This is a genomic window from Variovorax sp. UC74_104 (assembly GCF_044055375.1).
Lineage (GTDB): Bacteria > Pseudomonadota > Gammaproteobacteria > Burkholderiales > Burkholderiaceae_C > Variovorax.
In genome coordinates, this window is sequence record NZ_CP171978.1 from 5322130 (window position 1) to 5346014 (window position 23885).

Annotated in this window: 20 protein-coding genes and 4 pseudogenes; 7 read left to right on the forward strand and 17 right to left on the reverse strand. The window is 69.8% G+C overall.

Annotated elements, in window-relative coordinates:
- Positions 1-339: 339 nt before the first annotated feature.
- The 6 genes and pseudogenes from ACHMXA_RS24990 to ACHMXA_RS25015 all read right to left on the reverse strand — a co-directional run bounded on the left by ACHMXA_RS24990 (position 340) and on the right by ACHMXA_RS25015 (position 5485).
- Positions 340-765: a hypothetical protein gene (locus tag ACHMXA_RS24990; protein ID WP_395316716.1), complete on the reverse strand. Its 426-nt coding sequence runs from the start codon at positions 763-765 to the stop codon at positions 340-342.
- Between the two features lie 25 nt (positions 766-790).
- Positions 791-1531 (reverse strand): adenylosuccinate synthetase, encoded by a 741-nt coding sequence (locus ACHMXA_RS24995; protein WP_395316717.1) that lies wholly within the window; start codon positions 1529-1531, stop codon positions 791-793.
- Positions 1532-1661: 130 nt separating this feature from the next.
- Positions 1662-2249, reverse strand: a pseudogene (locus ACHMXA_RS25000) (adenylosuccinate synthetase); the annotation flags it as partial.
- Positions 2146-3126: a VWA domain-containing protein gene (locus tag ACHMXA_RS25005; protein ID WP_395316718.1), complete on the reverse strand. Its 981-nt coding sequence runs from the start codon at positions 3124-3126 to the stop codon at positions 2146-2148. The pseudogene ACHMXA_RS25000 and the gene ACHMXA_RS25005, both read right to left, overlap by 104 nt.
- 40 nt (positions 3127-3166) lie before the next feature.
- On the reverse strand, positions 3167-4162 hold the full coding sequence (locus ACHMXA_RS25010) for a protein kinase family protein (protein ID WP_395316719.1): 996 nt from the start codon (positions 4160-4162) through the stop codon (positions 3167-3169).
- Positions 4163-4172: 10 nt separating this feature from the next.
- Positions 4173-5485 (reverse strand): annotated as a pseudogene (locus ACHMXA_RS25015) (hemolysin family protein).
- Positions 5486-5508: 23 nt separating this feature from the next.
- Between ACHMXA_RS25015 and ACHMXA_RS25020 the strand changes: the two are divergent.
- Positions 5509-6354 carry a symmetrical bis(5'-nucleosyl)-tetraphosphatase gene (locus ACHMXA_RS25020; RefSeq protein ID WP_395316720.1) on the forward strand — a complete coding sequence of 282 codons (846 nt, stop codon included), beginning with the start codon at positions 5509-5511 and terminating at the stop codon, positions 6352-6354.
- A gap of 18 nt (positions 6355-6372) precedes the next feature.
- Here ACHMXA_RS25020 and ACHMXA_RS25025 read toward each other — a convergent pair whose 3' ends face one another.
- Positions 6373-7089, reverse strand: a complete 717-nt coding sequence (locus ACHMXA_RS25025) for a GNAT family N-acetyltransferase (RefSeq protein WP_395316721.1) — start codon at positions 7087-7089, stop codon at positions 6373-6375.
- 102 nt (positions 7090-7191) lie between these two features.
- Here ACHMXA_RS25025 and ACHMXA_RS25030 point away from each other — a divergent pair.
- Positions 7192-8707: pseudogene (locus tag ACHMXA_RS25030) on the forward strand (PLP-dependent aminotransferase family protein).
- Here ACHMXA_RS25030 and ACHMXA_RS25035 read toward each other — a convergent pair.
- The 7 genes from ACHMXA_RS25035 to ACHMXA_RS25065 all read right to left on the reverse strand — a co-directional run bounded on the left by ACHMXA_RS25035 (position 8704) and on the right by ACHMXA_RS25065 (position 15535).
- Entirely contained in the window at positions 8704-9621 is a 918-nt protein-coding gene (locus ACHMXA_RS25035; RefSeq protein WP_395316722.1) for an AraC family transcriptional regulator, read from the reverse strand. The pseudogene ACHMXA_RS25030 and the gene ACHMXA_RS25035 sit on opposite strands and share 4 nt — an antisense overlap.
- A 110-nt stretch (positions 9622-9731) precedes the next feature.
- Positions 9732-10421 (reverse strand): fumarylacetoacetate hydrolase family protein, encoded by a 690-nt coding sequence (locus ACHMXA_RS25040; RefSeq protein ID WP_395316724.1) that lies wholly within the window; start codon positions 10419-10421, stop codon positions 9732-9734.
- Positions 10422-10512: 91 nt separating this feature from the next.
- Positions 10513-11478 carry an ABC transporter substrate-binding protein gene (locus tag ACHMXA_RS25045; RefSeq protein WP_126185274.1) on the reverse strand — a complete coding sequence of 322 codons (966 nt, stop codon included), beginning with the start codon at positions 11476-11478 and terminating at the stop codon, positions 10513-10515.
- A 23-nt stretch (positions 11479-11501) separates the two neighbouring features.
- Positions 11502-12503 (reverse strand): ABC transporter substrate-binding protein, encoded by a 1002-nt coding sequence (locus tag ACHMXA_RS25050; protein WP_395316725.1) that lies wholly within the window; start codon positions 12501-12503, stop codon positions 11502-11504.
- Between the two features lie 16 nt (positions 12504-12519).
- Complete coding sequence (locus tag ACHMXA_RS25055) at positions 12520-13347, reverse strand: class II aldolase/adducin family protein (RefSeq protein ID WP_395316726.1); 828 nt, start codon at positions 13345-13347, stop codon at positions 12520-12522.
- 3 nt (positions 13348-13350) lie between these two features.
- A complete protein-coding gene (locus tag ACHMXA_RS25060) occupies positions 13351-14478 on the reverse strand; it encodes an LLM class flavin-dependent oxidoreductase (RefSeq protein WP_395316727.1) in 1128 nt (375 codons plus the stop codon).
- A gap of 43 nt (positions 14479-14521) precedes the next feature.
- Positions 14522-15535 carry an ABC transporter substrate-binding protein gene (locus tag ACHMXA_RS25065; RefSeq protein WP_395316728.1) on the reverse strand — a complete coding sequence of 338 codons (1014 nt, stop codon included), beginning with the start codon at positions 15533-15535 and terminating at the stop codon, positions 14522-14524.
- A 111-nt stretch (positions 15536-15646) separates the two neighbouring features.
- Here ACHMXA_RS25065 and ACHMXA_RS25070 point away from each other — a divergent pair, with 111 nt between their 5' ends.
- From ACHMXA_RS25070 to ACHMXA_RS25090, 5 genes are all read left to right on the forward strand, one after another.
- Positions 15647-16903, forward strand: coding sequence for an acyl-CoA dehydrogenase family protein (locus tag ACHMXA_RS25070; protein ID WP_395316730.1), 1257 nt, complete (start codon positions 15647-15649; stop codon positions 16901-16903).
- Positions 16900-17880, forward strand: coding sequence for an ABC transporter substrate-binding protein (locus ACHMXA_RS25075; RefSeq protein ID WP_395316731.1), 981 nt, complete (start codon positions 16900-16902; stop codon positions 17878-17880). Before ACHMXA_RS25070 ends, ACHMXA_RS25075 begins: the two co-directional genes overlap by 4 nt.
- Complete coding sequence (locus ACHMXA_RS25080; RefSeq protein WP_395316732.1) at positions 17877-18491, forward strand: cysteine dioxygenase; 615 nt, start codon at positions 17877-17879, stop codon at positions 18489-18491. Before ACHMXA_RS25075 ends, ACHMXA_RS25080 begins: the two co-directional genes overlap by 4 nt.
- On the forward strand, positions 18488-20119 hold the full coding sequence (locus ACHMXA_RS25085) for a rhodanese-related sulfurtransferase (RefSeq protein ID WP_395316734.1): 1632 nt from the start codon (positions 18488-18490) through the stop codon (positions 20117-20119). The genes ACHMXA_RS25080 and ACHMXA_RS25085 overlap by 4 nt, the downstream gene beginning before the upstream one ends.
- Before the next feature lie 139 nt (positions 20120-20258).
- Complete coding sequence (locus ACHMXA_RS25090) at positions 20259-20480, forward strand: hypothetical protein (RefSeq protein WP_176662724.1); 222 nt, start codon at positions 20259-20261, stop codon at positions 20478-20480.
- 194 nt (positions 20481-20674) lie between these two features.
- Here ACHMXA_RS25090 and ACHMXA_RS25095 read toward each other — a convergent pair whose 3' ends face one another.
- The 3 genes and pseudogenes from ACHMXA_RS25095 to dcd all read right to left on the reverse strand — a co-directional run bounded on the left by ACHMXA_RS25095 (position 20675) and on the right by dcd (position 23867).
- A complete protein-coding gene (locus tag ACHMXA_RS25095) occupies positions 20675-22141 on the reverse strand; it encodes a DEAD/DEAH box helicase (RefSeq protein WP_176662725.1) in 1467 nt (488 codons plus the stop codon).
- Between the two features lie 131 nt (positions 22142-22272).
- A complete protein-coding gene (locus ACHMXA_RS25100) occupies positions 22273-23160 on the reverse strand; it encodes a neutral zinc metallopeptidase (RefSeq protein WP_395316735.1) in 888 nt (295 codons plus the stop codon).
- A 139-nt stretch (positions 23161-23299) separates the two neighbouring features.
- Positions 23300-23867 (reverse strand): annotated as a pseudogene (gene dcd / locus ACHMXA_RS25105) (dCTP deaminase).
- Positions 23868-23885: the final 18 nt, after the last annotated feature.

Below are 23885 nucleotides of genomic sequence, written 5' to 3' on the forward strand. Positions count from 1 at the left end.
TGCCTGCGCCACCACCTCCTCCGCCGCAGGCGAACAGTGTCAGAGAGGCGATCAGCCCAGCGGCCAGGCGGGCATTGCGAACGAAGCAGGAGGCGAGTCTGTACGAAGGCATGAGCGGACGCGATGAATGTACGAAGGCGCGGTTTGGGTTGCCCCGGCGAAACGGAACGCAACTTATTGTAAGAAATTGCCCCGTGAGATGACATCCCGCACGAGTGGGTCACACGCCGCTGCCGGCCGCACCGCCCGGAGCCGGATTCACCAGTTCTCGGCTATCAGGTGAAGGACAGCCTGAGCCTGGGCGTGGAGGTTCCTTCGTGGAAGTTGACTCGCGACCGCCTACAGGCTGTCCCAAACCTGGATCAGCCCCCAAAGGTGAACGCTGCCGTACACGAGGCAGATCACCGAGCTCCACACCCAGAATGCCGTCAGCCGCCGCCTGTCGAACAGGAAGAGCCCGACGACGAGGAGCCCCCGCAGCAAATACACCGCGGTGATCGCCGGCAGCGCGAATGCCAGCAGCGGCAGGGGCCGCAGCACCCCGGCCCCGGAGAGCGCGTACGCGGCCCACGTGGCCAGAACGCCTGCGACCAGCAGCGTGACCAGCGCCGGATACATGTGCCCGGCTGCCGCGCCGGCGGCCATGCGCTCCCCCGCGCCGAAGAAGCGGTACCACGCCGGCCCGCCGAAGATCACGCAGACGTGCAGCAGCGCGGCGATGGCGCTGAGCACGGCGCCGGCAATCAGGGGGAGGTTGTAGTCCACGGAAATTCCTTCTTTTTGCGAACGATCAGGGCAGATGCTTGCGCGCGCGCACCGCCTCGCGCGTCGGACCGAACGCGCCGAAGCGCACGGGCAGGCCGCTCAGCGCCTCCGCGTGCTCCACCCATGCGTGCGGCGTGGCGACGGGGTGCGGCTCGTAGATGGGCTCGGCGCCCTGCAGCAATTGCGTCAGCGCCTGCTGGTGATCGAGGTCTCGCACGCCGCCGAGCGGCAGCGACGCGAGGCGGCCCGCATCGGCGGTGCGGTAGCCCGCGCACCACCGCAGCTGCGCACGCCCGAGGGCATCGAGGTGGCTCGCCACCAGTCCGTCCAGCGCGCCGACCGTGTCGAGCGCATACCGCAGCAGCACCGCGTCGGGATGCCCCCTGCGGAACGCGCCCTGCCATCCGTCTTCCGCGTTGTGCGGTTCGGCCAGCCGCGCATCGAGCGCGCGATCGTGCGTGGGGAGCGGGCCGAGGCCGTGGCGCGTGAGGTAGCTGCGCAGCACGCCGAGGTGCTGCACGGGCGCGTCGATGCCCGCGTCGGCCAGCACGGCCTCGACCGCCGCGGCCGAGATCGTGCTCCAGGTGGTGTGCGGATGAAAGCCGCGCCACTCGTCGAGCAGCACGCCTTGCGCGCCTTCGAAGACAACGGCGCCGGGCCGCGCGAGGCGCTCGGCGATGCGGTCTGCGCTCGCGGGCGGCGACTGCGCGACGCAAGGCGCCACGGCGTCGAGCCAGCGACGGGCGAGCGTGCCGTCGCGGAGCATGGCGAGTTCCTGTGCCGCTTCGGCATGCGAAGAAGGGACGGCGAACGAGGCGGACTCGCGCAGCAATGTGGTACGCAGTGCCTTCGAGCTTCTCGAGCGCCAGCGCAGGCCGGGCCAAGTCGCCATAGTGCAAGGCATCGTCGGGCGAAGCGAGCGCATGCCGCACGGTCTCACCGACACCCACGCCGCAGCTGCCGTGCGCGCCCTCCTCCCCGCGCGCCCATTCGCGCAGGCGGCCGGCGGCCTGGTGGAACGGCGTGGTCACGCGGCAGCGCGCATCGACCAGCAGGCGCGAGAACGCATCGGCCACGCCAGCGCGCCGCAATGCCTCCTCCTCGACGCGCAGCGCCGTGGGGTGCACCACCACCGGGCTCGCGAGCATCGTGCCCACGCCCGCATGGAAACTGCCGGCGCCGAACTGCGAGAAGGTGTGGTGGCGGCCGTCGGCCAGCACCACGTTGTGCCCGGCCTGGGCGCCGCCGTTGAAGCGCACCACCGTGTGAGCCCGCAGCTCGCCGCACAGGTGGTCGGTGAAGAGCCCCTTGCCGCAGTCCCCGAAGCCGAGGCCCAGCAGCGAGACGTAGTGCGTGGACGCGTGAGCCGTCACACGGCCGTCAACCGAAGAGCCGCTTCCACCACGACGAGCGCGGACCGGCGGCCGCTGCCGCCGCGCTCGGCGGCGCACGGCGCGACGCCGACGGATCGAGCAGCGCGGCATAGCCGTCGAGCGCGTGCAGCACGCCGCCCACGCGGTCCTTTTCCATGCCGGTGGCGCTCATCACGCCAGCCAGCGCCTCGAGGCTGGGCACGGCCTTCTCGGTGAGGGCGACGATGCCGGCGGCCACGGCGCAGGCATCGTCGGGGGAGTCCATGCAGATGACGTGATCGCCCAGCAGCTCGCGCCAGCGCGGCTCGCAGCGGCGGCGGCGCTGCGCGTCCGGGATCAGGAAGAACAGGTTCGTGGTCTCCGCGGCGGCGGCGATGACTTCCTCGATGGGAATGTCCTCGTCGAGCTTCTCGCCGATGAGGCCTTCGACCTGGTGGCGCGAGACGGCCGGGTAAGGCAGCTCGTCGCCGGTCACGAACAAATAGCCGCGCTTCCTGCGCTTGACCCAGCAGTCCATGTCGGTGTGCTGCGCCATGACGTAGAAGGCGAGCTCGTAGCTCTCCTCGCCGGTGCCGCCGCCACCGCCTTCCAGGTAGCTCCAGGTGAGCCACTGGTCCATGAGGTTGGCGGTCGATTCGAACTGGCCGACCTGCAGCGGTGCATGGTCGGAGTTGGCGTCGCCGATGGCCATGAACATGAGCTGCGGGTCCGCCACGCCGCAGTCGGTCAGCAGCTTCATGAAGGTGGGCAGCTCGCGGCGCGCGAGGATCTGCGGGATGTCGCCCATGGAGCCCGTCACGTCGAGCGCGAAGGCGATGCCCAGCGAGTTCGGGTGGTCGGCGTTGTCGCGCGACTCGCGCACCTTGAGCCCGTGCGGGTTCATCAGCGAATGGGTGGAGCGCTGCGTGAAGACTTCCGCGCCGGGCCTTGCGGCGCGGTCGGCGATGAGTGCCGTGTGGGCGGCGTGCGAGTAGTTTCCGTAGCCCATGGGTTCTGCTCCTCTGTGACTGTTGTACGTATGCGTTGATTCAGGCGCCGGCGTGCGGTGCGGGCGCCGGATCGAAATGGACGAACCTCGGTGCGCCGAAGGCTTCGCGCGACGCGGCCGAGAGCGCCTGCTCGATGCCCTGCGCGCCGAGGCGCCGGCAGGCGGCGGCGTCTTCGCTGCACTCGCGCAGCAAGGCGGCGAGAGGGGCGGGTGTGTGGGCACCAAGGCCGGGCTCGCCGGCTGCTCCGCCATGCAGAACGGCGCGCACGGCCCAGGCCGATTGCATCAGGTCGCGCGCGACGGCCGCGTCGTGCGCCGATCCGGTGGCCTGCTGCGCACGCGACCAGCCGATGAGCAGCACGCCATGGTCGCGCGGATGCACGAGCGCATGGGCCGGGGAAAGATCGCGATGCGTCCAGCCCTCGCCGTGCACGAAGGCGAGCACCTCCAGCATGCGGCGCCAGATCCACACGGCATGACGCGGGTCGATGCCTTGCAGGTTGGCCTGCTGCACGTCGTGCAGGCTGCCCCAGAAGCCGGTCGGGTGCCGAAGCACCAACGCCTGGCGCGAGCCCTCGCCCATCGCACTGGCCATTCCCTCGGCCACGCCGATGCCCAGCGGCTGCGGCAGGCGGCGGGTGAAGTAGGCGGCGCCCGGCACGGAAAGATCCTGCAGCGCCTGAAGCACGGTGAATTCGCGCTGCAGCACGCCGTCTGCCGAACTCTCGCGTGCAAGCTTGAAGGTGACGCGCTCGGGCAGCGCGCCCAGTCGTTCGGCCAGCAGCACTTCGCTGTGCTCGCCGGTGGCCAGCGGCGCGAGCACGCGGTAGCGACCGCCGCGCCACGCAAGAACGCGGCCGCCGGGCACGTCGGCATTCGCTCGTCGCCATGCGGCACGGAAGCTCTCGCGCTCGACGATCTCCTGGCCGCGCACCACGGTGGCGCCGCAGTAGCTGCAGTTCACCGTGCGCCAGCGGGCGGCGCGCGGCAGGGGCGCGGAGCATTGGGGGCAGCTGAGAGCCTGCAGCGACAGCATGGCCCGCGCCCTACTCTTCCTTGGGCGGCGCGGTCGGGTCGGGCGAGGCCAGCACGCGGTCGATGCGGCGGCCTTCCAGCGCGACGATCTCGAAGCACCAGCCAGCGCAGTCGATCTGCTCGCCCACCTCCGGCAGGTGGCCCGACACGGCCATCAGCAGGCCGGCCACGGTGTTGTAGAGGCCGCGCTCCTCGTCGGGCAGCTCGCGGATGCCCAGGCGCGCGCGCAGCTCCGACACGGGCATGAGCCCGTCGAGCTCCCACAGGCCGTCGGGCCGCTGATGCGCCCAGGCGTCGGTCTGCATGCCTGGCTGCAGTTCGCCGGTGATGGCTTCGAGCAGGTCGCGCGGGGTCATCAGGCCCTGCACCACGCCGTATTCGTCGACCACGAACACGAGGCGGCCGGCGCGGGCGCGGAACTGCTCCAGCAGCTCCATGCCGGTGAGCGTCTCGGGCACGAACACGGCGGGCGATGCTTCCTGGCCCAGCACGCCGGTGTGCGCGGGGCCCAGGCGCAGCAGGTGCGCCACGCTGACCACGCCGACCACGTCGTCGAGCGAATTGCGGCACACGGGGTACCAGGAATGCACGAGGTTGAGCGCGGCCGCGTCGGCCACCTTCTGCAGCGCCTGCTGCACGGTGAATGAGGCGTCGAGCCACTCGATGTCGGCGCGCGGGATCATCAGCGACGACAGGCGCCTGTCGTCGAGGTGGAACACGTTGCGCACCATCTGGTGCTCGTGCTGCTCGATGACGCCGGCATCCACGCCCTCTTCGAGGCTCGCGGAGATCTCTTCCTCTGTCACCGAGCGCGCCGCGTTGGCGTCGATGCGCAGCACCTTCAGCGTGGTGGCCGTGGCGCCCGCCAGCAGCCACACGAAGGGCTTGGCGCCCTTGGCCAGCCCGCGCATCGGGCGCGACACCCAGCGCGCCACCGGCTCGGGATAGAGCTGGCCGATGCGCTTGGGCACCAGCTCGCCGAAGATGATGGTGAAGAAGGTGATGCAGGTCACCACCACGGCGGTGGAGGCGATGCTCGCGGTGCCGCGGCCCATGCCGACGCTTTCCATCCAGACCGCGAGCGGCTCGGCAAAGGCGGCCTCGCCCACGATGCCGCTGAGCATGCCGATGGAGGTGATGCCGATCTGCACCGTCGAGAGGAACTGCGTGGGCGCCTCCATGAGCTTCAGCGCGGCCACCGCGCCGGCGTCCCCGTTTCTGCCAAGGCCGCGAGACGTGCGCGCCGGCTGGTGGAAAGGGCCATTTCGGACATTGCGAACAACGCATTGAGCGTGGTCAGCAAGGCCAGGAGGAAGACATCCATGAACTGCGGGAGAGAATGGGGGAATGGCACTTTACTTGATTGGCGACCTGCAAGGCTGCGACGCGCCCTTCCAGCGGCTGCTGCAGAAGATCGATTTCTCCCCCAGCCGCGACACCATCGTGCTGCTGGGCGACCTGGTGAACCGGGGCCCCGACTCGCTCGCCGTGCTGCGCCGCATACGGGGCTACGGCCCCTCCGCCCTGAGCCTGCTGGGCAACCACGACCTGCACCTGCTGGGCGTGGCGCACGGCGCGCGCAAGCCCGGCCGCAAGGACACGCTGGCGGAGCTGCTGGCCGCGCCCGACGCCGAAGAGCTGCTCGACTGGCTTCGCCAGCAGCACATGGCGCTGCACATGCGCATCGGCAGCGGCGACCTGCTGATGGTGCACGCGGGCGTGCTGCCGCAATGGACGGTGGGCGAGACGCTGGTGCTGGCGTCCGAGGTCGAATCGGTGCTGCGTGGTCCGGCACTGGGCGAATTCATGATGTCGATGTACGGCAACGAGCCGGCGCAGTGGCAGGACACCCTCACGGGCAGCGCCCGTCTGCGCGCCATCGTCAATGCGCTGACTCGGCTGCGCTTCTGCACGGCCGACGGCGTGATGGACTTCGACGTCACGGACAGTGCGTCCAACGCGCCCGAGGGCTACATGCCCTGGTTCGACGTGCCCGCGCGCAAGACCGCGAACGCCACCCTCGCCTTCGGCCACTGGTCGACCCTGGGCTGGCTCTCGCGGCCCGATCTGCTCTCCACCGACACCGGCTGCGTGTGGGGCGGCTGCCTGAGCGCGGTGCGCATCGGCGCGAGGCTGGACGAGCGCGAGCTGATCCAGGTCGAATGCGAGCAGGCGCAGAAGCCCGGCAAGTAGCCGGCTGCGCCGCCACCGTCAGGAGGACGGCAGCCGGAACTTGTCCAGCGACATGCGCTGCCGGCCCTGCGCATCGAAGTTGTCCGGTGCCAGCCAGCGCTCGAAGGCGGTGCGCAGCGCGGGCCATTCGCCGTCGATGATCGAGAACCAAGCCGTGTCGCGCGTGCGGCCCTTGTAGACCACGGCCTGGCGGAACAGCCCCTCGTATCTGAAGCCCAGCCGCAGCGCAGCGCGCTTGGAAGGCTCGTTGAAGTTGTCGCACTTCCACTCGTAGCGGCGGTAGCCCAGCTCGTCGAAGGCGAGCTTCATCAGCAGGTACTGCGCCTCGGTGGACATCGGCGTGTTCTTCAGGAGCGGCGAGAAGTTGACGGTACCCACCTCGATGGCGCCGTTGGCGGGGTCGATGCGCATCAGCGCCAGCGAGCCGACCGCGCGGCCGCTTTGTTTGTCGACCACGGCGAAGTGCAGCGGATCGGTGCTCTTCGAGATGCGCTCGATGTAGGCCCGGGTGCCGTCGGCATCGGCCGGGCGCTCGACGCCGAGGTAGGTCCAGTCGCGTCCGTCGGGAGCCTGTGCGTAGGCGGCGTGCAGGTCGTCGGCGTGCTTCGAGGCATCGATCGGTTCGAGCCTGCAGAAGCGGCCCTCGACGGTGCGGCGCGGCGGCTGGGGGCGCGGCGTCCATCCGGGCAGGTCGGGGCCGATGGACTGGCCGAACTCGTTTTGGCGGACTGACATCAGTGAAGCGCTTTCGTTGGATGGTGAACGGGGGGCGGTGCCGGAGATCGCTAAAGTACCCGCAACGTGGCGCCACCGAAAGTGCCATGAAAGAGAGATTTCATGGTGCCACGACCTGCCAAGCCTTCCGCCCCATCCGACCTTCTCGACGCTGCGCTCTCCCGCGCACCGGACGCCGCCCCTATGCAGCGCCAGCTGCACGACCGCCTCAAGGGCGCCATCCTCGACGGCAGCCTCGCGCCCGGCAGCCGCCTGCCGGGCTCCCGCGCGCTGGCCGAGGCGCTCGGCGTCTCGCGCAACACGGTCACCGCGACCTACGAGCACCTGGCGGCCGAAGGCTATGTGCGGCCCGACCGGCAGGGCACGCGCGTGACCGAGCTTTCATCGCCAGCGCCGTCGAAGCGCGAACGGGCAGACGAGCGCACGGGCAGGCCGCCGGGCACGCCAGCCACCGCGCAGCGCCTCGCCAGGATCCTGCCGAGCGTCTCGCGGGCCGACATGGGTGCGGCGCTGCGCCCCGGCGTGCCCGCGCTGTCGCACTTTCCGCTGGCCGCATGGCGTCGTTCGCTCGACCGCGCGATCCGCGAAGGCGGCTCCGCGGCGCTGGACTACGGCGATCCGCTGGGCGAGCCGGCGCTGCGCGCGGCCATCGCGCGGCATCTGTCGGTGGCGCGCGGCGTGCGCTGCGAGCCGCGGCAGGTCGTCATTGCCGAAGGCGCTCAGGAAGCCATCTCGCTGTGCGTTCGGCTGCTGTCCAACCCCGGCGACACCGGCTGGGTCGAAGACCCCGGCTACCGCGGCGCGAAGGCCGCCATGCACGCGGGCGACATGCGCATCGTGCCCATGCGCGTCGATGCCGAGGGTCTCTGTGTGGGCGAGCGCGATTGGAAGGATCACCCGCCCCGGCTGGTCTACACCACGCCGTCGCACCAATACCCGATGGGCTCCGTGCTGAGCATCGCGCGCCGCCTGGAGCTCGATTGCGCAGGCCCGCCGGCACGGCGCATGGATCGTCGAGGACGACTACGACAGCGAGTTCCGCCACACGGGCGAGCCCATCGTCGCGATGCAGGGGCTGGTGGACGACGCGCCCGTGCTCTACATCGGCTCCTTCAGCAAGACGATGTTCCCGTCGCTGCGGCTGGGCTTCCTCGTGCTGCCAGAGCGGCTCGTGGACGCCGTGCGGACGCCGCTCGAAGAGATGCTGCGCGGCGGCCACCGCTACGAACAGCTCGCCATGGCCGACTTCATGGAAAGCGGCCAGTTCAGCCGGCACCTGGGCCGCATGCGCAGGCTGTACCGCGACCGGCAGCAGGCGCTGCGGCTCGCGCTGGGCAGGCACTTCGAGGTGCCGCACGAGATCGACGGCGGCCACTGCGGCATGCACCTCACGGTGCGCCTGCCAGAGCGCTTCGACGACCGGAAGATAGCCGCCGAAGCGTTGCGCCATCGCATTGCGCCCACACCGCTGTCGGGCTTCGCGATGCAGCCCCTGCCGTCCTTGCCGCCGTACAGCGGGCTGGTGCTGGGCTACGGCAACACGCCAGCCGAGCTTTTCGAGCCGCTGGTGAAGCGGCTGTCCCAGCTCGCCCGGGTGGCGGAACACGGCAATGCCTAGCCGCCCCTGCCCACCACGTGCTCGCGCCTGAAGTTGCGCGGCGTGCTGCCCACCACCTGCCGGAAGCGCCGGTTGAAATACGCCTCGTCCGCAAAGCCGCACTGGTGCGCGATCTCCCGCACCAGCAGCGAGGTGGACGCGAGCAGTTCCTTCGCGCGCTCGATGCGCCGCTCGGTCACGAGGTCGGTGAAGGTGCGGTCGGTTTCCTTGCGCAGCAGGTTGGCCAGGTAGTTGGGCGACAGGAATGCGGCGGCCGCCGCGTCGGTGAGCGACAGCGGCTTGTCGAGGTTGTCGCGCACGTAGCGCACCACGCGCTGGAGGGCGTCGCGCTGCGAGGTCTTGCCGTCGTGCTGCAGCGAAAGCCGCATCAGCGCCTGCTCCTGACGCATGCAGGCCAGGCCGATGACCTGCTGCAGGATGCCGCGCATCGCCGTCTTGGCGCCGAAGCTGCGGCTCGCGTTCAGCGCGTGCAGTTCGTCGAGCCAGCCGCGGATGCGCGCGAAGTCGGCCTCGTCGAAGGCGAAGTCGACGTATTCCTGGAACAGGAAGGGCGCGAGGTCGGGGTGCCGCGCGAGCGGCACGTCTTCCAGGTCGAGCGCGTCGACGTCGAGCTCGGGCCACAGGAAGCGCTGGTCGAAGTTGACGATGCAGTACAGCGCGTCGGGCGGATGCGGAATCACGTGCACCCGGTACGGCAGCACGAAGCTCAGGTGCCGCGGCCCGAAGGGCCGCACCTCGCCGCCGATGGACTGCTGCGAGCTGCCCTCGATGCCGACCTGGATCTGGAAATACGCATGCCGGTGCGGCAGCGTGAGCTCGTTGCGCGCGCCCTGGAAGCGGATGTCGAAGTCGAGGTGGTCGGCACGCTCGTGCATGCCGTAGGTACGGACGGACGTGGGTGTGGATGAGCGCATCGGTGCAGGCGTCTTCGTCTTTCGCCTGCGAGGGTACGCCAACTCGGGGGCCGGCGAACCGGCCCCGCCCGCCAGGTGCGGAGGGCGCGGTGGGAGCGCGGCCTTCAGGCTCAGACGACCGCGACTTCGAGCACGCCGACGCCCGCCACGCTGCCGCGCATGCGGTCGCCGCGCTGCACCGCCGCCACGCCGGCCGGGGTGCCCGTGAAGATCAGGTCGCCGGGCTGCAGCGTGAACAGAGTCGAGAGGTAGGCGATGGTGTCCGGCACGTTCCAGATCATGTCGGCGAGGTCGCCCACCTGGCGCTGGGCGCCGTTCACATCGAGGCGGATCTCGCCCCTGGCCGGATGGCCGGCCTTGGCCACCGGTACCAGCTCGCCGCAGGGTGCCGAGCCGTCGAAGGCCTTGCCGGTGTCCCAGGGACGGCCCATCTTCTTGGCCTCGGACTGCAGGTCGCGGCGGGTCATGTCGAGGCCGACGGCATAGCCGTACACGTGGCCGAGCGCATCGGCCGCGGCGATGTTCGCGCCGCCGGTCTTGAGCGCGACCACCAGTTCGATCTCGTGGTGCACGTCGCTCGACAGCGGCGGATAGGCGAACTCGCCGCCGTCGGCCACGATGGCCGAGGCCGGCTTCATGAAGAAGAACGGCGGCTCGCGGTCGGGGTTGTGGCCCATCTCGCGGGCGTGCTCGGAATAGTTGCGGCCCACGCAGAAGATGCGGTTGACTGGGAAGCGGGCCTGCTCGCCCTGGATGGGCAGCGAATGGACGGGTGCGGGGGAAATGGCATAGGAAGTCATGCGATGACTCTAGCCAGCGCGGCCCCGCGCCCCGCGGACGCAACTACGCGAGTCTTGGACTCAGCTACGGTCCCGCGCAGCGCTTCAGGTTTCAGCCGGCCACGCCGAAGCCGGTGTCGAAGGTGCCCTTCACGTCCAGCGGCTGCTTGATGAGCCCCACCTGCCGGTAGAAGTCCGCCGTGCCCTGCTGGTCGGCGATGACCTGCGCGTCGATGGCCACCCACTTCTGCTGGCGGCGCTCGAACTGCAGCTTCGCCGCCTCGGGCGGAATGCCGATGATGCGCGCCAGCGCGGCCGAGTAGGCGTCGACGTTGCGGTACGACCAGAGCTGCGCCTTCACCACGCGCTGCAGAAAGTCCTGCAGCACCGGCCGCTTGGCCGCGATGGCGCTGTCGGTGGCCGCGAGGTAGCTCAGCCCCGGCAGCAGCCCGCGCCCGCTGACGAGCACCCGCGCGTGCTTGCTGACCTCGGCCAGCGCCGTGTAGGGCTCCCACGTGGCCCATGCGTCGACCGAGCCCTGCGTGAGCGCGAGCTTGGCATCCGCCGGCGCCAGGAAGCGCAGGTTCACGTCCTCCGGCTTGAGGCCGGCCGAGGTGATGGCCTTGAGCGTGACGTAGTGGCCGATGGAGCCGCGGTTGGTGGCAACGCTCTTGCCCTTGAGGTCGGCGGCGGTCTTCAGCGTCGAATCGGGCCGCACGAGCACGGCCGTGCCGTAGGAGTCGGAACGGTTCGCGCCGATGGCCTTCACGCGCGTGCCCGCCGCCAGAGCGAAGATCAGCGGCGCGTCGCCGATGGGGCCCGAATCGACCGCCGCGGCGTTGAGCGCCTCGGCCAGCGGCGCCGCGGCCGGGAACTCCGACCACTGGATGTCGTAGCCGAGCCCTTCCAGCCCGCCCGCCGCCTCGAGCAGCGCGCGCAGCCCGCCCTTCTGGTCGCCGGCCTTGAGCACCGGGCGGCCCTGCGCGGAAACCACGCCGGGAAATGCGACGGCGGAAGCGACGGCAGCGGCGGCGGCCGTGCCTCGAGCGAGAAACTGACGACGGGAACTGTGGTTCATGCGGATGTGGCTTCTGTCCATGTTCATGCCAGGGGATCGAAGGAGACGTGTTCGGCGAAGCGGACCGGGTCGGTGGTCTTCTTGAGAACACCCACACCGCGGAAATCGCGCGCATAGAACTCGACCTCGTCGCGCAGGTTGCGGCCCACCGGGTGGTGCTTGTGCGTGAGCGTGCCCAGCAGCGCGCGCAGGTCTTCCACCGCGACCTTGGGCGAGTACCTGGCGAAGAGCTTGGCCGACTCGTTCGGGTTCTCGGCCACGTAGTCCGAGGCCTGCACGATGGAGCGCACCAGCGAGGCGACGGTCGCCTTGTCCTTGCGCACGAGCTCGCCGCGCGCGCCGACGATGCAGCAGACCTTGTCCTTGTACTCGCCCGAGAGGTTGCTCGCCACCTCGACGAAGGCGCCCTGGTTGCGCTTCTCGATCAGGTAGATGTTGGGGTCGCCGTCGGCAATGGCCTGGATCTCGCCCTTCTTCACCGCGATGTCGAGCAGGTCGGCCGGGTACTGGCGCCAGACCACGTCCTTCTCGGCGTCGATGCCGTTCTTCGCGAGCAGGATCGAGAAGAAGTTCTTGCCCGGGCTCGCAATGTCCGACACGCCGATGGTCTTGCCCTTCAGGCTCGCCAGATCGGTGACGCCCGCGCTCTTCGCGCCCACCAGCCGCACGCAGCCGCCGTGCGAGCTGCCGACGATCTTCACGTCGAAGCCCGACTCGAGCGGCTTGAGCCAGCGGTGGATCATGCCCACGGCCGCATCCGCCTTGGCGGTGGCGAGCGACTCCAGCAGCTGGTCGGTGGAGCCCGTGTAGTTGATGAGGTCGACCTGCAGCCCGTTGCGTTCGAAGTAGCCGCGCTCCTGCGCCACCACCACGGGCGAGAGGCAGAAGGCCGTGGCGTTCCAGGCGAAGGTGAGCTTGCGGGACTGCTGCGAGAAGGCCTGCGAGGCGATCAGGCCGCCGGAGGCGACCACCGCGGCGGCGCCGCCTGCGCGCAGTACGCTGCGGCGGGAGAGAGTTGCGTTCATCGTCGTGGGGTTCGGGTCAGAGAAGCAGTTCGGGCTCGGCCTCGACCAGGCCTTCGTAGAGGCTGTCGAAGGAATGGATCGCGCCTTCGGGTCCGCCGATCTGGCTGTGCGTGTGGCGTGCCGTGGCCTCGTCGATGGGCTGCGGCTTGCCCGCGGCTTCGGCCAGCAGCTGCGTGTGGCAGGCGTTGTCCAGCGCGATGTACCACCACGCGGCGGCCTCCACCGTGGGGCCCGCCGTGAGGATGCCGTGGTTCTTGAGGATGGCGCCCTTCCTGTCGCCCAGCGCCTGGGCGATGCGCTCGCCCTCGCTGGTGTCGACCACCATGCCGGTGAAGTCGTCGAACAGCGCCACGTCGTCGTGGAACACGCAGCTGTCCTGCGTGATCGTGTCGAGCGTGCGGCCCAGCGTCGACCAGGCCTTGCCGTAGGTCGAGTGCGTGTGGGCGGCGGCGATGATCTTCGGGTTGTGCTCGTGAATGGCCGCGTGGATCGCGAAGGCCGCCTTGTTGAGCGGCCTGTCGCCGATCACGGTCTCGCCCTTCGAGTTGACGAGCAGCAGGTCGGACACCTTGATGCGCGAGAAATGGATGCCCAGCGGATTGACCCAGAAGTGGTCGGTCAGCTCCGGGTCTCGCGCCGTGATGTGGCCGGCCAGCCCCTGCGCGAAGCCGAAGCGCGCGAACAGGCGGAACGCGCCCGCCAGGCGCTCCTGCCGGTGGCGGCGCTCGGCCTGGATGGTGGTGCGCGGCGGGACGGGGTCGAACCAGTACTTCTGCTGCGGGTTCGGGTTGAGCTTCAGCGGCTGCGAGGCGGCGTTGCGGTCGATGGAAAGAACTGCGCTCATGGTTCAGGCTGCCTTGCGTTGCGATTGCGCGCGCTGCGCCACCAGCTCCCGCGTGCGCGGGATCAGCTCGCGGCCGTAGTCCAGCGCGTCTTCCAGCGGATCGAAGCCGCGGATCAGGAAGGTGGTCACGCCCAGGTCGTAGTAGTCGAGCAGCGCGTCGGCCACCTGCTCGGGCGTGCCGACCAGCGCGGTGCCGTTGGAGCGCCCGCCGATTTCCTGCGCGACCGCGGTCCACAGCCGCTTGTCGAGCCGCGAGCCCTTCTCGGCCGCGGCCAGCAGGCGCTTGGCGCCTTCGCTCTGCTGCGGGCCGCCGCGGTTGTAGCCCTGCACCACGCGCAGGCGTTTTGTCTCGGCCAGGATGTTCTCGGCGCGCGCCCATGCGGCCTCTTCGGTCTCCGCCAGGATCGGGCGGAACGACACCGAGAAGCGCACGCTGCGCCCGTGCCTGGCCGCCTCGGCGCGCACGCGCGTGGTCAGTTCGCGCGCCTGGTCGAGCGATTCGCCCCACAGCGCGTAGACGTCGGCGTACTTGCCGGCCACCGGAATCGCAGCCTCCGATGCGCCGCCGAAATACACCGGCACGTGCGGCTTGCCGTTGCGCGTCTGCACCGGCTTGACTTCGGAGAAAGCGTTCTGGAAGCGGTAGTGCGCGCCTTCGTGGTCGAAGGGCTTCTCCGCCGTCCACACCTTGTGCAGCACCTCGAGGTATTCGTCGGTGCGGGCGTAGCGCTGGTCGTGGTCGAGCCAGTCGCCGTCGCGGCGCTGTTCCTCGTCGGAGCCGCCGGAGATGTAGTGCACGCCGAGCCGGCCGCCGCTGAACTGGTCGAGCGAGGCGAACTGCCGCGCGGCCAGCGTCGGCGCGACGAAGCCGGGGCGGTGCGCCAGCATGAAGTGGATGCGCTCGGTGACCGAGGCCGCGTAGGCCACGGTGAGCGTGGCGTCGGGGCTGGTCGAGTGGTGCGGCACGAGAACGCGGTCGAAGCCCGCCGTCTCGTGGGCCTGCGCGAAGGCGCGCACGTAGTCGCGGTCGAGCGATGGGCCCTTGGCCGCGTGGATCTCCGAGACCTTCTGGCCCTGGATCATTCCGATGAATTCGACGACGCCGTCTTCTTGCTGTGACTGCTGGCTCATGGTGCTGTCCTTGTCTGTATCTGTTGGCGGGAGGTGGGTGTCATCAGGCGGCGGGCAGGCGCAGCACGCTCTCGAAGCTGCGGTCCCACAGGGGCTTCACGTCGGCCGGGCCGTCGAGCACGCCGATCTTCAGGAAGGTGTCGGCCACGTCCTGGTGGCTGCGCACCACCGCGTCGCTGACGGGGCCCAGGCTGTAGTCGCCGCTGCGGCGGTTGAACAGCTCGACGATGTCGCCCACGGGCACGCGCGTCTCGGCCGACTGGGCGCGGGCGTAGGCCAGGAAGTTGCCGTTGATCCACGCGAACGAGCGCTGCAGGCGCTGCAGCAAGTCTGCCAGCGCGGCGCGGCGCAGCTGGTCGTCGAGCGCGCGCGGGTTGGCGTAGATCGGGAAGTTGCCCGAGAGGTACCCCACGCCGGTCTTGATGACCCGCGCCCCGTACTGGGTGCGCGCGAGCTGGCCGTTGTAGCCGTAGATGGCCCAGGCATCGAGGTCGCCACGCGCGAAGGCCGAGAGGCCGTCCGAAGGCGTGAGGCTCACGGCCTGGATGTCGTTGAACGAGAGGCCCGCCTCGGCCAGTTGCTTGGCGAGGTAGTAGTGCGAAGTGGTGGCGCGCACATAGCCGACCCGCTTGCCCTTGAAGTCGGCGATGCTGCGGATCGGCGCGTCCTTGCGCGCCAAGGTGGCCTGGTTGTTCAGGTCTTCATGCGTGACGGCCACCAGCTTCACGCTGGACTTCTGCCGCGCCGCGAACACCGGCGGAATCTCGCTGCCCGAGCCCAGGTCGAGCGCGTCGCCGTTGATGGCCTCGATGTGCAGCACGCCGTTGTTGAGCTCGCGCCAGTCGATCCTGTAGGGCGTGTCGGCCTGGCCCGAGGCGGTGAGCAGCGGCCGCCACAGGCCCTTGTAGGTGCCCACGCGCAGGGTGACGCCCGAGAGGTCGCGCGACGCTTCCCGCGAGGGTGAGGCGGCTTGCGTCCAGCCGGCGGAACCGGTCGCGGCCAGCGCCGCCGCGGCCTGCAGCAGCCGGCGCCGATCCAGGGGAAAGTCTGATTTCATGCGCCCTGACCGTAACCAGACGCAGCATGGAAGCGAACGCAGAAAAACGAGTTTGCATATGCGGGAAGCGTCGTTTTCGCGCGGCGGGCTGGCCGCTACCGTGCGGAAACCATGAGTGCACTCCCCCTGCGCCGCTCGCCGGCCGCGCCCGAACATCCCTCCTCCACCACCGTCGATGCCTCCGTGCTGGCCCGCCTCACGGCCCAGTTCGCGGCCACCGCTGCCGACCATGACCTGAGCGGCGCCTTCCCGCGCGAGAACTTCGCGGCGCTGCAGGCGCACGGCTTGATCGGGCTGGTCGCGCCCGCCGAGCACGGCGGCGGCGGCGCCACGCTGGCGACGGCCCGGCGCGTGATCTCGGCGGTGGCGCGCGGCGAGCCGGCCACGGCGCTGATCCTCACGATGACCTATCTGCAGCACCACGCGCTGACGCGCCCGGACAGCCGCTGGCCCGCGCACCTGCGCGAGCGCGTGACGCGCGACGCGGTGGAGAACGGCGCGCTCATCAACGCGCTGCGCGTGGAGCCCGCACTGGGCTCTCCGGCACGCGGCGGCCTGCCCGCCACGGTGGCGCGGCGTGTTGGCGAGGGCAAGGGCGAGGGCAAGGGCGACGGCTGGAAGATCGACGGCCACAAGCTCTACACCACCGGCATCGAGGGCCTGGGCTGGCTCGCCGTGTGGGCACGCACGGACGAAGCCGAGCCGCGCACCGGCGTGTTCCTGGTGCCGCGCAACGCGCCCGGCGTGCGCGTGATCGCGAGCTGGGACCACCTGGGCCTGCGCGCCTCGGGCAGCCACGAAGTCGTCTTCGAGAACGTCGCCATCGATGCCGACCATGCAGTGGACCTGCGCCGGCCGGCCGACTGGGCGCCCGACGCGGGCAGCCAGACCGACATCGACGCCCACGCCACCCAGCAGGCCTGGATGACGGTGCTGCTCGGCAGCCTCTACGACGCCGTGGCCCATGCCGCGCGCGACTGGCTCGTCGGCTTCCTCAACCGCCGCGCGCCCGGCAGCCTCGGCACGCCGCTGGCCAGCCTTCCGCGCGTACAGGAGCATGTGGGCGAGATCGAGGCGCTGCTGCGCACCAACCGCGTGCTGCTCGACGACGCCACCGCCGCGGTCGACAGCGGCCATGCGCAGCCGGCCGCCGACAGCGGCCTGCTCAAGTACACGGTGACGAGCAATGCGATCCGCGCGGTCGAACTCGCGCTGCAGCTGAGCGGCAACCACGGCCTCACGCGGCAGAACCCGCTGGAGCGGCACTACCGCGACGTGCTGTGCAGCCGCATCCACACGCCGCAGAACGACGCGATCCTGGTCGCGGCGGGCAAGCGCGCGCTGCTGGCTTCGGGAGCTGCCGCATGACGTCTGCGCTCTTTTCCAATACCTCGCGGCGCGGCTGGCTCAAGCAAGGCGCCGCGCTGTCGCTGGCGACTGCCGGCTCGCTGCGCGCCTTTGCGCAGCCCCAAACCTCGCTGGTGCTCGGCGACCAGGCCGGCGGACTGCGCTCGCTGTTCGAGGCGTCGCGCGCGCTCGAAGGCGCACCCTTCGCCTACCGCTGGGCCAACTTCCAGGGCGCCGCGCCGCTCTTCGAGGCGCAGCGCAGCGCGGCGGTGGACACCGCCATGGCCGGCGATCTGCCCGTGCTCGCCGCAGCCGTGGGCAAGACGCCGCTGAAGATCGTCGCCACGCGCGTCGGCAAGGCCGACTCGCTGGGCATCGTGGTGCAGCCCGATTCGCCGCTGCGCAGCGTGGCGGACCTGCGCGGCAAGACGGTGATAGTGTCTTCCGCGCGCGGCAGCATCTCGCAGTACCAGCTCTACGGCGCCCTCGAGGAGGCCGGCGTGAAGCGCGAGGAAGTGACGGTGAAGTTCGTGCTGCCCACCGACGCGGCCGCCGCCTTCGCCTCGAAACAGATCGACGCCTGGGCCATCTTCGATCCCTACTACACCATCGCGCTGCAGCAAGGCGGGCGCATCCTGCGCGACGGGCGCGGCATCAACACCGCGCTGGGCTTCATCACGGCCACCGAGTCCTCGCTGGCCGATCCGGCCAAGCGCGCGGCCATCGTGCAGTTCCTCGACCGGCTCGCCCGCGCGGGCGACTGGGCACTGGCCAACCCAGAGGCCTATGCCCAGGCCTACAGCCAGCTCACGCGGCTGCCCATCGAGTCGTCGCGCATCATCACCGCGCGGGCCTCGGTGGCCGGCCGGCCCGTGAGCGAGGCCGACATCGCGGCGCTGCAGACGGTGGCCGACCGCTCGGCGCGCGACGGCATCCTGCCGGTGCGGGTGGACGTGCGTGCGATCACCGACACTGGCGTCTGGAAACGCCCCGCATGACGACCAACTCCCTGACCCCTCTTCGCGAATTCGTCGGCGCCTTCGGCCGGCTGCTCGACGGCGCACCCGACGAGCCGCGCATTCTTTCGGAGGGCGGCGCGCTGCTGCGCAAGCTGGTCTCGCGCGACGACTGGCTGCCCGAGGCCTTCGCCCAGCCCGACCCGGCGCGCTACCAGCAGTTCCTGCTGCACGCCGACAGCACCGAGCGCTTCTCGGTCGTGAGCTTCGTCTGGGGGCCGGGGCAGGCCACGCCGGTGCACGACCACACGGTGTGGGGGCTGATCGGCATGCTGCGCGGCGCGGAGTACAGCCAGGGCTTCGCGCTCGGCGCCGATGGGCATGCGCGCCCATACGGCGAGGCAGTGCGGCTCGAAGCCGGCCAGGTGGAGGCGGTGTCGCCCACCGTCGGCGACCTGCACCGCGTGCACAACGCGCACGCCGACCGGGTGTCGATCAGCATCCACGTCTACGGCGCGAACATCGGCGCCGTGCGACGGCATACTTACCCCGCAGAGGGCGGCCGCAAGCCCTTCGTCTCCGGATACTCCAACACGCTGCTGCCCAACCTGTGGGACCGCAGCGCCGAACTCAGAGCCGCTACAGACGCATGACGACGACCATCGCCAACAGCTTTCCCGTTCTTTCCTTCGCCGCCGTGCGCGAGCGGCTCATCGCCCGCGACGAGACCGCGCTGCTCGACGTGCGCGAGGAAGACCCGTTCGCGCAGGAGCACCCGCTGTGGGCCGCCAACCTGCCGCTGTCGCGCATCGAGATCGAGGCCTGGCGGCGCATCCCGCGGCGCGACACGCTCATCGTGCTGTACGGCGAACACGCCGGCACCGACCTCGCACCGCAGGCCGCGCGCACCCTCGCCGCGCTGGGCTACACCAACGTGCACCTGCTCGACGGCGGGCTCGAAGGCTGGCGCAAGGCAGGTGGCGAGTTGTTCCGCGACGTGAACGTGCCGAGCAAGTCCTTCGGCGAACTGGTCGAGCACGAACGGCACACGCCCTCGCTCTCGGCACCGGAGGTGAAGGCACTGATCGACGAGAAGGCCGACGTGGTGGTGCTCGACGCGCGCCGCTTCGACGAATACCAGACGATGAGCATTCCCTCGGCCACCAGCGTGCCCGGCGCGGAGCTGGTGCTGCGCGTGCGCGAGCTGGCGCCCGATCCGGCAACGCGGGTGATCGTGAACTGCGCGGGCCGTACGCGAAGCATCATCGGCACGCAGTCGCTGGTGAATGCGGGCATTCCCAATCCGGTGGCCGCGCTGCGCAACGGCACCATCGGCTGGAAGCTGGCCGGACAGGTGCTCGACCACGGCGCGGACCGGCAGGCCCCTGCTGATGTGTCCGAAGCGCATCGCGCGCAGGCGCAGGCCGATGCGCGGCGCGTGGCCGACAAGGCGGGCGTGCATCGCATCGCGCTGGACGCCCTGCATACGCTGGAGGCGCCCGGACGCACCGTCTACCGTTTCGACGTGCGCACGCCCGAGGAATACGCGGCAGGCCATCTTCCCGGCTTCGCCAGCGCACCCGGCGGGCAGTTGGTGCAGGAAACCGATCACCAGGTGCCGGTGCGCGGCGCGCGCATCGTGCTGGCGGACGACGACGGCGTGCGCGCATCGATGAGCGCCTCGTGGCTGGCGCAGATGGGGTGGGAGGTCTACGTGCTCGACACGGTGCCCACGGCGGCCGACTTCACCGAGACCGCTTCTCCCGCGAGCGCTTATCCCCCGGTTGCCGTCGCGGTGAACGAGATCGCACCGGCCGAGCTGGCTGCGCTGCTGAAGCAGCCGGGCACCGCGGTGATCGACGTGACCACCAGCGCCAACTACGTGAAGCGCCACATTCCGGGCGCTTGGTATGCGATCCGCGCGCAGTTGCCGCAGGCGATCGACGCGGCCATCCCGCCCTCGTCGCGCTATGTGCTGACCTGCGGCAGCAGCCTGCTCGCACGCTACGCAGCCGCCGACCTGCGAGCTCTGCTCGACGCGCGCGGCCAGCGCGATGCCGAAGTGCTGGTGCTGGCCGGCGGCAACGCAGCGTGGTTCGCAGCGGGCCTCGAAGCCGAGACCGGCGAGACCCGCCTAGCGACCGCGCGCACCGACCGCTACCGCCGCCCCTACGAGGGCACCGATGCGCCGGCCGAGGCGATGCAGGCCTACCTGGACTGGGAGTTCGGCCTGGTCGCGCAGTTGGGGCGCGATGGAACGCACCACTTCAAGGTGATCTGAAGGGCGGCCTCGGCGAAAGCATCCTGAAAGGAAGGCGACACGCCGGTCACAGTGTGTAGCCCGGGTAAAGGCCGTCATCCGGCGGTACTGGACGACGTTGGAGGTTCACACCGACAACAACTCGTCCAGGAGCTTCGCCATGAGATTTCCAGTTCTTGCCCTGTCCGCTGCCGCGCTGGCAGCCTTGCTGACCGGCTGCGTGGTTGCACCGGCCGCCCCCGTGTACGCGGCGCCGCCTGGCGTGGCCTACGTGGCACCGACATACGTATCGCCCGGCGTAGGTTTCGTCTGGGCCTACCACCCGCGCTATGGCTGGGGCTGGCACCACCCGCAATACGGCTGGCATCGCGGCTGGAGGTAAAGGCTCTCCCCCAGGCTTCGCGCACTTCGTGTCGCTACGCCAACCCCCTTCCGGGGAGTCCTGAACTCTCCCCCAAGCTCCGCGCACTTCGTGTCGCTACGCCAACCCCCTTCCGGCGGCAACGCCTGAGGCCCGGCAAAGCCGGTTCCTCGGCGTTCCTCGAATAGGGGAAGGGGAACTTCAGCCCCGGGAGATCAGCTGGGCTCGGCGCTCTTGAACAGGGCGGCGACCTTGCGCTTGGGCTTGATGTTGCTCGAGATGCCGCGTGCGGGCGTCGCGCTCTTGGCGGCAGCCTCCCATGCGGGCGTCGCGTCGGGCTGGCCCGGCTCGTAGGGCTTGTCGAAGAACGGATCGCGCGGCGCGGCGGGGGCGCGGTGCGGACGTCCGCCGCTGCCGCGCCGGCTGTCGACGTCGCGGCGTTCGCGCGGCTGGTCGAGTACGTCGCGTGCGTCGCCCGCTTCGCCTTCCTCGCGCCAGTGGCGGCGTCCATCGTTGATGCGGCCGCGCGGACGGTCTTCCTCGAATTCGACCGGTTCGAGTTCGATCTTCTTTTTGATCAGCTTCTCGATGTCGGCCACCAGGCGAGCATCGTTGCCGCCGCTGGCGAAGCTCACGGCCAGGCCCGAGGCGCCGGCGCGGCCGGTGCGGCCGATGCGGTGCACGTAGTCTTCCGCGTTGAACGGAATGTCGAAGTTGAAGACGGCGGGCACGTCCTTGATGTCGAGGCCGCGGGCCGCGACGTCGGTGCACACCAGCAGGTCGACCTCGCCGGCCTTGAAGGCTGCCAGCGACTTCAGGCGCTCGTCCTGGCTCTTGTCGCCGTGCAGGGCCGAGGTGCGAAGGCCGTCGCGCTCCAGCGAACGCGCGAGCCGCGCGCAGCCCAGCTTGCTGTTGACGAACACGAAGGCCTGGGTGATGCCGCGCTGGCGAACGATCTGCTTGAGCGCGCGGCGCTTGTCGTCGTCGCCCACGCTGTAGAAATGCTGCTCGACGGTGGAGGCCGTTTCGTTGGGCCGCGCCACTTCGATGGTGACCGGGTTCTGCAGGTAGCTGCCGGCCAGCCGCTTGATTTCGGGCGAGAAGGTGGCGGAGAACAGCAGCGTGGTGCGCTGCTTGGGCAGGTAGCTCAGGATGCGCTGCAGGTCGGGCAGGAAGCCGATGTCGAGCATGCGGTCGGCCTCGTCGAGCACCACGTATTCGACCTGGTTGAGCACCGCGTTCTTGGCTTCGATGTGATCGAGCAGTCGGCCCGGCGTGGCCACCAGCACTTCGACGCCCTTCTTCAGTTCCAGCGTCTGCGGCTTCATGTCGATGCCGCCGAACACCACCGTGCTGCGCAGGTTGGTGTACTTGGCGTACAGCTTGATCTGCTGCGCAACCTGGTCGGCCAGCTCGCGCGTGGGCAGCAGCACCAGGGCCCGAACCGGATGCCGCGCGGGCGAGGTCGAGGCGTTTTCATGCTTGAGCATGCGCTGCAGCAGCGGGAGCGAGAACGCAGCCGTCTTGCCGGTGCCGGTCTGGGCGGCGCCCATCACGTCCTGGCCCGAGAGCACGACCGGAATGGCCTGTTCCTGGATCGGAGTCATGGTCTCGTAGCCCATTTCGGCCACGGCGCGCGCCAGCGGTTCCGCCAGCAGTAGATTGGAGAAGGAGCTTGTCATTGAGCCCGCTATTGTCGCATTGCCGCAAAAAATGGCAGTGACTGCGGCATGACAACGTCCGCGCGGGCGGAATTGCTATTTATTCAATAGCGACTCCGCCAGCAACGGCGCCGGCTGTGGAAGACCGCAGCTCAGAGGCTGCGCGCATTGAAGGTGTCGCAGGCCTTGATGTCGCCGCTCTGATAGCCGTTGCCGAACCAGCGCTGGCGCTGCGCGCTCGAGCCGTGGGTGAAGCTGTCGGGCACCACCGCGCGGCCCGCGGAGCGCTGCAAGGCGTCGTCGCCGATCTTCTGCGCGGCGTTCATGGCGGCCTCGATGTCGCCCGGGTCGAGCCACTTCTTCGACTCCTGCGAATGGTGGGCCCAGACGCCCGCGAAGCAGTCGGCCTGCAGCTCGACGCGCACGCTCATCGCGTTGTTCTGGGTCTGGCTCAGGCGGCTGCGCATGCCGTCGACCTTGGCGGTGATGCCGAGCTCGTCCTGCACATGGTGGCCGACCTCGTGCGCGATGACGTAGGCCTGCGCGAACTCGCCAGGCGCGCCGAGCTGGTTCTTCAGCGTGTCGTAGAAGCCCAGGTCGATGTAGACCTTCTGGTCGCCCGGGCAGTAGAACGGCCCCATGGCCGACTGGCCGGTGCCGCAGGCCGTGGGCGTGGCGTTGCGGAACAGCACGAGCCGCGGCGGATGGTAGGTGCCGCCGTTCTGGCGGAAGATGCCCGTCCAGACCACTTCGGTGTTCTTCAAAACGGTGGAAACGAAGGCCGCCTCGCGGTCGCCCGATGGCGGCTTGGGCGCGGGCCCCTGCTGCTGTTGCTGCACCTGGGCCGGGCCACCCCCGCCGCTGAGCAGGCTCAGCACCGTGAGCGGGTTGATGCCGAAGACCCAGCCGGCGATCAGCGCGACCGCGATGGTCCCGATGCCGATGCCGCGGCCACCGATGAAGCCGCCACCGCCGCCTCCGCCACCTTCATCGCGGCGGTCCTCGACGTTGTCCGATTGTTCGTTGCCTTCCCATCTCATCGCGCTCTCCTTGCCGGCCGTTGGAGGAGGAGTTGCCGGCTCGCAGGATGGTACTTCGGAAGAACCCCGGCTTCTGTAAGCGGGTATGCCAAGGATGCCGCGGAACCGGCTTTGCCGGGCCGCGTGCAGCCTGGGGCGATCAGGTCTTCGGCAGGGTGACGCCGCGCTGGCCCTGGTACTTGCCGCCGCGGTCCTTGTAGCTGGTCTCGCAGACCTCGTCGCTCTCGAAGAACAGCACCTGCGCGCAGCCCTCGCCCGCGTAGATCTTGGCGGGCAGCGGCGTGGTGTTGCTGAACTCCAGCGTCACGTAGCCTTCCCATTCAGGCTCGAAGGGCGTCACGTTGACGATGATGCCGCAGCGCGCATAGGTGCTCTTGCCCAGGCAGATGGTCAGCACGTTGCGCGGGATGCGGAAGTACTCGACGGTGCGCGCCAGCGCGAAGCTGTTGGGCGGGATGATGCAGTAGTCGCCGTGCATGTCGACGAAGCTCTTCTCGTCGAAGTTCTTCGGGTCGACCACCGTGCTGTGGATGTTGGTGAAGACCTTGAATTCAGGCGCGCACCGGATGTCGTAGCCGTAGCTCGAAGGTGCCGTAGCTGATGATCTTGTGGCCGGAGGCCTCGCGCACCTGGCCGGGCTCGAAAGGCTCGATCATGCCGTGCTGCTCGGCCATGCGCCGGATCCATTTGTCGCTCTTGATAGACATTGAAAAACCCCCAGTCTT

What these genes read in the sequence shown, in the direction of transcription:
- ACHMXA_RS24995 (WP_395316717.1), bottom strand. Translation starts at nt 1,531, where the DNA reads ATGCTCCGCGACGGCACGCTCGCCCGTCGCTGGCTCGACGCCGTGGCG.
- ACHMXA_RS25005 (WP_395316718.1), bottom strand. Translation starts at nt 3,126, where the DNA reads ATGGGCTACGGAAACTACTCGCACGCCGCCCACACGGCACTCATCGCC.
- ACHMXA_RS25010 (WP_395316719.1), bottom strand. Translation starts at nt 4,162, where the DNA reads ATGCTGTCGCTGCAGGCTCTCAGCTGCCCCCAATGCTCCGCGCCCCTG.
- ACHMXA_RS25020 (WP_395316720.1), top strand. Translation starts at nt 5,509, where the DNA reads ATGGCACTTTACTTGATTGGCGACCTGCAAGGCTGCGACGCGCCCTTC.
- ACHMXA_RS25025 (WP_395316721.1), bottom strand. Translation starts at nt 7,089, where the DNA reads ATGTCAGTCCGCCAAAACGAGTTCGGCCAGTCCATCGGCCCCGACCTG.
- ACHMXA_RS25035 (WP_395316722.1), bottom strand. Translation starts at nt 9,621, where the DNA reads ATGCGCTCATCCACACCCACGTCCGTCCGTACCTACGGCATGCACGAG.
- ACHMXA_RS25040 (WP_395316724.1), bottom strand. Translation starts at nt 10,421, where the DNA reads ATGACTTCCTATGCCATTTCCCCCGCACCCGTCCATTCGCTGCCCATC.
- ACHMXA_RS25045 (WP_126185274.1), bottom strand. Translation starts at nt 11,478, where the DNA reads ATGAACCACAGTTCCCGTCGTCAGTTTCTCGCTCGAGGCACGGCCGCC.
- ACHMXA_RS25050 (WP_395316725.1), bottom strand. Translation starts at nt 12,503, where the DNA reads ATGAACGCAACTCTCTCCCGCCGCAGCGTACTGCGCGCAGGCGGCGCC.
- ACHMXA_RS25055 (WP_395316726.1), bottom strand. Translation starts at nt 13,347, where the DNA reads ATGAGCGCAGTTCTTTCCATCGACCGCAACGCCGCCTCGCAGCCGCTG.
- ACHMXA_RS25060 (WP_395316727.1), bottom strand. Translation starts at nt 14,478, where the DNA reads ATGAGCCAGCAGTCACAGCAAGAAGACGGCGTCGTCGAATTCATCGGA.
- ACHMXA_RS25065 (WP_395316728.1), bottom strand. Translation starts at nt 15,535, where the DNA reads ATGAAATCAGACTTTCCCCTGGATCGGCGCCGGCTGCTGCAGGCCGCG.
- ACHMXA_RS25070 (WP_395316730.1), top strand. Translation starts at nt 15,647, where the DNA reads ATGAGTGCACTCCCCCTGCGCCGCTCGCCGGCCGCGCCCGAACATCCC.
- ACHMXA_RS25075 (WP_395316731.1), top strand. Translation starts at nt 16,900, where the DNA reads ATGACGTCTGCGCTCTTTTCCAATACCTCGCGGCGCGGCTGGCTCAAG.
- ACHMXA_RS25080 (WP_395316732.1), top strand. Translation starts at nt 17,877, where the DNA reads ATGACGACCAACTCCCTGACCCCTCTTCGCGAATTCGTCGGCGCCTTC.
- ACHMXA_RS25085 (WP_395316734.1), top strand. Translation starts at nt 18,488, where the DNA reads ATGACGACGACCATCGCCAACAGCTTTCCCGTTCTTTCCTTCGCCGCC.
- ACHMXA_RS25090 (WP_176662724.1), top strand. Translation starts at nt 20,259, where the DNA reads ATGAGATTTCCAGTTCTTGCCCTGTCCGCTGCCGCGCTGGCAGCCTTG.
- ACHMXA_RS25095 (WP_176662725.1), bottom strand. Translation starts at nt 22,141, where the DNA reads ATGACAAGCTCCTTCTCCAATCTACTGCTGGCGGAACCGCTGGCGCGC.
- ACHMXA_RS25100 (WP_395316735.1), bottom strand. Translation starts at nt 23,160, where the DNA reads ATGAGATGGGAAGGCAACGAACAATCGGACAACGTCGAGGACCGCCGC.